This is a genomic window from [Chlorobium] sp. 445, assembly GCA_002763895.1.
Classification (GTDB): Bacteria; Bacteroidota; Chlorobiia; order Chlorobiales; family Thermochlorobacteraceae; genus Thermochlorobacter.
In genome coordinates this window covers 23,976-30,787 of record NSLH01000029.1, presented here as the reverse complement: position 1 = coordinate 30,787, position 6,812 = coordinate 23,976, and the positions used below count along the sequence as shown (strand labels likewise).

Here is a 6,812-nt window from a genome sequence, read left to right as displayed (position 1 = left end):
AAAGTCAGAATGTCGCCTCGTGCATGTAATGCAGATGATGACGCAGAGTAATCAAACACTGTAGCAAAAAAATGCGCACGGTTCAACTTTTCTCGGTAGGACGAATCCCTTACGATGAAGCCTACATGCTTCAGAAGCTGGTCTTTGAGGGTGTGCGCAAAGAAGAACTGCCTGATACAATTCTGACGGTTGAACACCCGCATGTCTATACTATTGGCAAGCAATCCAATCCAGCCCATCTTTTGTGGGATGAGAGGCGCTTGCGCGAGAAAGGCGTTGCGGTCTTTGAAACAGACAGAGGCGGTGAAATCACTTACCATGGTTTTGGGCAATTTGTAGCCTATCCGATTTTGAACATGAATCACTTCTACAAAGATGCGCACCGCTATTTGCGAGAGTTAGAAGAAGTGGTGATACTGCTGCTGCGTGAATTTGGCATTGAAGCAGCAAGAAAGCAGCATAGCGAGCCGCACAAAAATTACACAGGCGTCTGGGTTGGTGAAGAAAAAATCTGCGCAATTGGCGTCAAGTTCTCAAGTTGGACGACAATGCATGGGCTGGCGCTGAATGTCAATACGGATCTGAGTTACTTTGAAGGTATTGTGCCTTGTGGAATTACAGACAAAGGGGTAACTTCACTCACAAAAATATTGCAACGAGAAGTGCCACTTGAACAAGTCGAAGAGTATTTTACAACATACTTCGGTCAGGTTTTTAAGGTCGATGTGGTGCGCGTGCAGAAGTTAGACACCCCGACTAAAGGCAATCAAACTCTTTCAACCTTTCTTTGAACGTTCTAAGTTATGATTGAATCCAAAGCTGCCAGAAAAAAATCTGCAGACAAAACACCATCCTCAAAAACAAAAAAGAAAAGGTCAGCAAGTAGCGAGCTTAGTAAAGAGCAATTGCTGCGCTATTACAAGTTGATGTTCACGGCGCGAAGTATTGATGATAAGCTCCTTAAAATGCTCAAGCAGGGCAAAGCGTCGTTCCATATTGGCACATCTGGGCATGAAGCTGCGCAAATTGCCGTAGCTGCTCATCTCAAAACGGCTTCCGATTGGTCGTATCCTTACTATCGCAATCTTGCCTACTGCCTCACGATGGGCATGACAATTGAGGATGCCATGCTTGAATTCCTTGCCAAAGAAGAATCCCCGAGCACAGCTGGGCGACAGATGTATGGGCACTTTGGCAATGATAAATTGCGCATTGTCTCACAGTCGTCACCAACGGGCACACAGTATTTGCAAGCGGTGGGCACCGCCATGGGCTGTAAGCGACAAAACAAAGCTGAAGGTAGAAGTGAAATTGTCTATGTCTCCAGCGGTGAGGGCACAACATCACAAGGTGATTTTCATGAAGCTATAAACTGGGCAGCACGTGAAAAATTGCCAGTGCTCTTCCTGATTGAAGATAATGGCTATGCAATTTCCGTCCCGATTAGTGAGCAAACCGCAGGACAGTCAGTCTATAAGCTCACAGCAGGCTATGAAGGACTTATCCGCTACGATGTTGATGGCACAGACTTTTTTGAAGTGTATGATGTAGCAAAAGAAGCCGTAGAACGGTGCCGCAATGGTGAAGGCGCCGTGCTTATCAACGCTAAAGTGGTACGGCTTTTACCGCACTCGTCATCAGACGATCACTCTAAATACCGCACCGAAGAAGAACTTGCTGAGGAGCGCAAGAAGGATTGTCTCTTAAAATACGAGCAATACCTCTTAGAGGAGGGTGTGGTAACGCCAGAAGAGCTCGAGGGGATTCAGACGGAAATCAAGCGTCAGATTGATGAAGCGGCAACATGGGCAGAATCACGCCCCGACCCAAAGCCAGAAGATGTCGAAAAGCACATTTTCAGCAGCGAGCCTGTACCAGTAGAATTTGAAGCCACAGTGCCCAGCGGCGCCCCGATTGTAATGGTGGATGCGATTAACAAAGCGCTCGATGAAGAGATGATGCATAACCCCAAAATGCTGGTCTATGGTGAAGACGTAGCAGGCAGCAAGGGAGGTGTTTTTACAGCCACGCGTGGACTAACGGCAAAGCATGGTAAAGATCGCTGCTTTAATTCACCGCTGGCAGAAAGCTCAATTGTAGGTACAGCAATTGGTTTAGCCGTAATGGGCTACAAACCGGTTGTAGAAATTCAGTTCGGCGACTACATCTTTCCTGCAATGATGCAGATTCGAAATGAGCTTGGCATGATGCGCTATCGCTCCGCAGGTAAATGGAAATGCCCTGTGGTCATTCGTGTGCCTGTCGGCGGTTACATTCACGGGGCACACTATCATTCGCAAAACATTGAAGGCATTTTTGCGCATTGCGTAGGTATAAAAATTGCTTTTCCTTCAAATGCGGCAGATGCCAAAGGCTTGCTCAAGACTGCCTGCCGAATGGACGACCCCGTACTGTTCTTAGAGCATAAGTTTCTGTATCGGCAAGGCTTTGCAAAGTCGCCTGAACCAGATGAGCATTACTTCTTGCCGTTTGGAAAAGCGAAGGTTGTGCGTGAAGGTGAGCATATTTCTGTCATTACCTACGGTGCATTGGTGCAACAAGCGCTCAATGCAGCAAAGAAACTCGAGCAAGAAGACATCAGCGTAGAAGTCATAGATTTGCGCACAATCATTCCGTACGATAAGGATGCAATTATGCGCACGGTCAAGAAAACAGGCAAAGTGCTTGTGGCGCACGAAGATACCTTGACGCAAGGCTTTGGAGCTGAGATTGCTGCATTTATTGCCGAGCACGGCTTCATGTATCTTGATGCACCCATCATGCGCATCGGTGGCTTGGATATCCCTGTGCCATACAACCCTATTCTGGAAGAAGCCGCTCTGCCTAACGAAAAGAAAATACTCGATAAACTTCGATACTTAGCTGCGTTCTGATGCTCTATTTCTAACGATAAAAGACTTCAGAAAAGAAGTAATTAGATTCGGGCAGAATGACCTTCAGGCAGAATTACATGAGTGTATTATGGCGTTATATCGTGTATGGGATAATCGCCTTTGAATGAAATTGTACCAGTCGTCTTTCTCCGTAGCTTCTCGTGCTTTACGGGCTTCAAAGTTGTATGTCCAAAGGTTATGACAAGCACGGTTGTGCATATTTCATTACTGTTAATATCTGATATCTATATAATCTTTCAACTTACCTTCACAGTTGGGATTAATCCATCCACCTGATTGCCAGTTTTTTACAGAGTATCCTTCTGAATCATGCAAGGTTTTTATCCTTAGAGCAAATTGTTGTTTTGCAAGTTTGAAGTCTCTGTCAGTTTTATACTCACGTGTGGCTAATCGCCGGGCGTAATGTAGTGCTCGCCCAAGTTAATAAAAATCTCAGAGTATTTTTTTGCCGCAAAATGCGGTCAAGTGCTTTTGAGACCGATGGTGCAAGTTCAGTGGCGCGAGCATGTGTCATTTTTTGGTCATAATACTCTATCAAAGTCCGTGGATGCACCAAACCGTATTTTGCTGAAAGAATTAGCACATCGAGATTCTTTGGAAAAGCGTGCTTACGCTCAAGTTTTTTGAGCACACGAAAATTGATGCCATCGTAGCGTTTCCAAGCTGACAGAGAGCTCACACTGGAATGCTTACGCTCAGAGCACGACAGTAATAGCAAACGACGCCTAGCAAGTGTAGGTAAGCTTGCCAGCTAAGGTAAGCCTTGTAGCAGAGGCTAGAAAAAATCGTGTCATAGCAACTTTTTTTACTTTCAGGGAAAAGCGTAAGTTCCAAGCGCTTGTGCAACATTTCACATTGAAAAAGGAGGAAGTATGCAAATCTTAAATTCCTACAATGCCCAGAGCGAAACTGGCGAAAAAAATTGACCTCCAAAAACTCCAAGCGGTGATGGCACAGTTCAAACTCAAACACAACGCTGTGGCAATCACCTACTGCCGCAATGAAGTACCGCCCGGCTACGAGCCCATTCAAGATGTGCCCTGCGCGCTGGTGCATCATGCCGACACAGGCAAGCGCGTCTATATTGACCGTAACAACCATGATTGCCTCGTCGGACTCTATCACTTAGGCATGCTGGAGAATGCCAGCGAGTATATCGTCGATGGTATCTACATGACCGATGTGCAGCAGTTCTACACTGTCGAGGCAGCAAAGGCAAACAAACACAACACCGTGAATTTGCCTAAAGGTGAATTCAAAGCTATTGCAGCAGCACCGATTTCAATGGTAGAAGATGAAAGTTTAGTGCATCTGATTATCGTCATCTGTGAGCCGCAATACGCCATGATTCTTGCAGGAGCTGCTTCGACACGCATTGGCAAATTTCCAATCGGAGAGCTGGGTATGAGTGCCTGCTCATCGCTATTCAGTGTGCCTTACGTGGAAAACAACAGTGTCTTTGTTGTAGGCGATGGCGGCGGCAGAATGCACAATCACATTAGCACCAGTGAAATGTTTGCGTGCATTCCACGAGACCATATCAAGCATCTTTTCGATGTAGCCGATAGCTTCAAGATTACGCCTGCAAAAATGCGCAAGCAAATCCGACCGTCATACTTTGAGCAAAATGCCTACGGTGGCACAAAGAAAACTGCAGCACAAGGATAAAAAGGCGCTTTGCATCGGCTGAGGTGCTAACAGTTAATGTGCTATCAAGCGCGTGAGAAGCGTTGAACAAAAGAGATAGTGTAAGGCTTCTTCGTGAGCTTAAGATCAAAACACATCACCACGACGCAGCCTTGATAGACACGCTCAAAGCCATCTTCGGAAAGTGAGACGGTCTCAATTGGATAGCGCAAGACTGTGGCTTCTTCGGAGGCTTCCAAGCGTGCATGAATGTGTAGCCACTCGTCTTTTAAGCCAACCATTGGAGAGCGCACCTCACCGATGGAGCGCAAGCGTCGATCGTCGAGCGTCGTGCCATCAAAGTAGTAGTAGCGGTCAGGGGCATCACCTGCGAGAAGTCCGTATGCAAATTCTACACCGAAGCGCACCGATAGTTTGTCATCAGAGATGAGGCGCAAGGCGTAATCTACTGCAAACTCCGATTTGCCTTTGGCAAGCGAGATGGTTTTAGAGATTTGAACAAATGCAGTTTTAGCTGCAGTGCGCACCTCGCCAACACATTCAAGCAAGACGGTACGCTTAGCTTTGTTACCACCGAGTTTGACCGAGTAAGGCTTCGTGATAAAATCGCCGAGTTCCGTGGCTTTGTTTTGGTAGAGAGCTTTTGCCGTAACTGAAGCTTCAAAGAAGTGATCGATTAGACTGCCACGCCGATAGCTGTCGTAATAGAGATATTCATCGAGATTAGCTTCCTTTAGCTTTACAATATCGTGAATGCTGGCGACTGTCTCACTTGCCGCATGCGCATGTGAGCCTTTCTTTGCCGCTTTGCGCAGCTGCTGATGATAACCTTCTTCTCGGCGCGTGAAAATGTCCAAAATGTTTTTGCGGGCAGCCTTGTAATCAAGCTCGACAAGTTTGCCACCATCAGAGGGCTTGAAATACAGGCTCAGTTCGTTGGATTTGAGCACCACATCTTCTTGACCATCACGGTCAAAGTCATAGACCGATACACTGACATCGCCCTGCTTATTTTCAATTGCGTCGAGCGCAACTTCGGCATCAATGAGGTTTTGATAAATCGGATGGCGCAAATTGGGCAAGTATGTGCCGCCAAAGACACCATGCCAATATGGGCAATTGCACTGCGCTGCCCAGACTTTATCGAAGACTTTGCCGCTGACTTTTTTGCCTTTCGCTATCAAGGCTTGCGCACGTGCGGAGACTTCCAGCATGCGCTTGTGCATCTGATTAGCTTCAGGATATTTGACCATGAAATTGCGCCAAAAGCCACCGCGCACAAAGACATCGTTGCCATCGAGCAAATGCTTGGCTTTGAGGGTTTCCTCAAACTTCTCGAAAGCAAGATACGACTTGACCGTTGGCAGCGACCAGTGCATCATCTCCGCATAAGACGCATTGGAGAGATAAATTCTGCCAATAGGTTTTAGCTCATGCAAGGCTTCAGCAAAGGTCATCATGCGAATCCAACTGCGGTTTTCATCCAGCGCTTTGAAGAATTGCTCTAACCAGCGGTCTTTGGTATAGACATGCTCGTAAGTATTAGGCCAGACCCCAAACTTTTCACCATCGTCTGCAAAGACCACAAGACGCTGACCGCTCTCATCAGCCACGCTGTGCAAGTACTCCAAAGTCTTCTCAACAGGCTGAAAGGGAATCGTGTAGCGCAGCGTTTTGGAAATGGGAAAAAGGTGTGTCGTATAGCCTTGTTCTTCAGTGATGTAGTAGCCTAAGAGTTGTTCCTCGCTAAGTCCAGCATACTTGAAGTGTGTGTCGTCCAAAATCACATAGCAAATGCCGGCCTGTGCAAGAGGCTTGGTGAGATGTTGTTCCCAGATGCGCTCGGCAAGCCAGAGTCCTTCAGCATGAAAGCCAAAGTGTTTTTTGATAAACTTCGTGAGTTTTTCAATCTGACCGATTTTGTCCTCATCGGGAATGACGGCTAAGATTGGCTCATAGAATCCGCCGCTGATAAGTTCAATGTTGCCACGCTTAACAAGTGCACGAAGCTGATCAAAAAAATCAGGATGCTTTTCTAAAAGCCACTCAAAGAGAATACCTGTATAGTGCTTAGAGATTTTCAAGGTTGGGAATTTCTCAAAGACATCGAGAAATGGCTTGTAGGCACGCTGATAAGCATCCTCGAAGATTGAGTCGAAATTGCCAATAGGTTGATGATTGTGCGTGCCGAAGATGAGATTGATTTTTTTCATAGTGAGCGTGTAGGCTTCTTTTTTAGGCGCAAAGGTA

Annotated in this window: 5 protein-coding genes; 3 read left to right on the top strand and 2 right to left on the bottom strand. The window is 46.5% G+C overall.

Features of this window, described 5'->3' with window-relative positions; genetic code table 11:
* The first annotated feature begins 71 nt into the window (after positions 1-71).
* Positions 72-791, top strand: a complete 720-nt coding sequence (locus CMR00_10550; protein PIO47428.1) for a lipoyl(octanoyl) transferase — start codon at positions 72-74, stop codon at positions 789-791.
* Positions 792-803: 12 nt separating this feature from the next.
* Positions 804-2,894, top strand: a complete 2,091-nt coding sequence (locus CMR00_10545; GenBank protein PIO47427.1) for a tungsten formylmethanofuran dehydrogenase — start codon at positions 804-806, stop codon at positions 2,892-2,894.
* 397 nt (positions 2,895-3,291) lie between these two features.
* Here CMR00_10545 and CMR00_10540 read toward each other — a convergent pair whose 3' ends face one another.
* Positions 3,292-3,594, bottom strand: coding sequence for a hypothetical protein (locus tag CMR00_10540; GenBank protein PIO47426.1), 303 nt, complete (start codon positions 3,592-3,594; stop codon positions 3,292-3,294).
* Positions 3,595-3,809: 215 nt separating this feature from the next.
* On the opposite strand from CMR00_10540, the gene CMR00_10535 reads away from it, so the two are divergent.
* Positions 3,810-4,583: a hypothetical protein gene (locus CMR00_10535; protein ID PIO47425.1), complete on the top strand. Its 774-nt coding sequence runs from the start codon at positions 3,810-3,812 to the stop codon at positions 4,581-4,583.
* Between the two features lie 44 nt (positions 4,584-4,627).
* Here CMR00_10535 and CMR00_10530 read toward each other — a convergent pair whose 3' ends face one another.
* Positions 4,628-6,775: an alpha-amylase gene (locus CMR00_10530; protein PIO47424.1), complete on the bottom strand. Its 2,148-nt coding sequence runs from the start codon at positions 6,773-6,775 to the stop codon at positions 4,628-4,630.
* Between the last annotated feature and the right edge of the window lie 37 nt (positions 6,776-6,812).

Excerpts from the sequence above, each read along its gene's own strand:
- CMR00_10550 (PIO47428.1), top strand. The coding sequence starts at position 72 with ATGCGCACGGTTCAACTTTTCTCGGTAGGACGAATCCCTTACGATGAA.
- CMR00_10545 (PIO47427.1), top strand. The coding sequence starts at position 804 with ATGATTGAATCCAAAGCTGCCAGAAAAAAATCTGCAGACAAAACACCA.
- CMR00_10535 (PIO47425.1), top strand. The coding sequence starts at position 3,810 with ATGCCCAGAGCGAAACTGGCGAAAAAAATTGACCTCCAAAAACTCCAA.
- CMR00_10530 (PIO47424.1), bottom strand. The coding sequence starts at position 6,775 with ATGAAAAAAATCAATCTCATCTTCGGCACGCACAATCATCAACCTATT.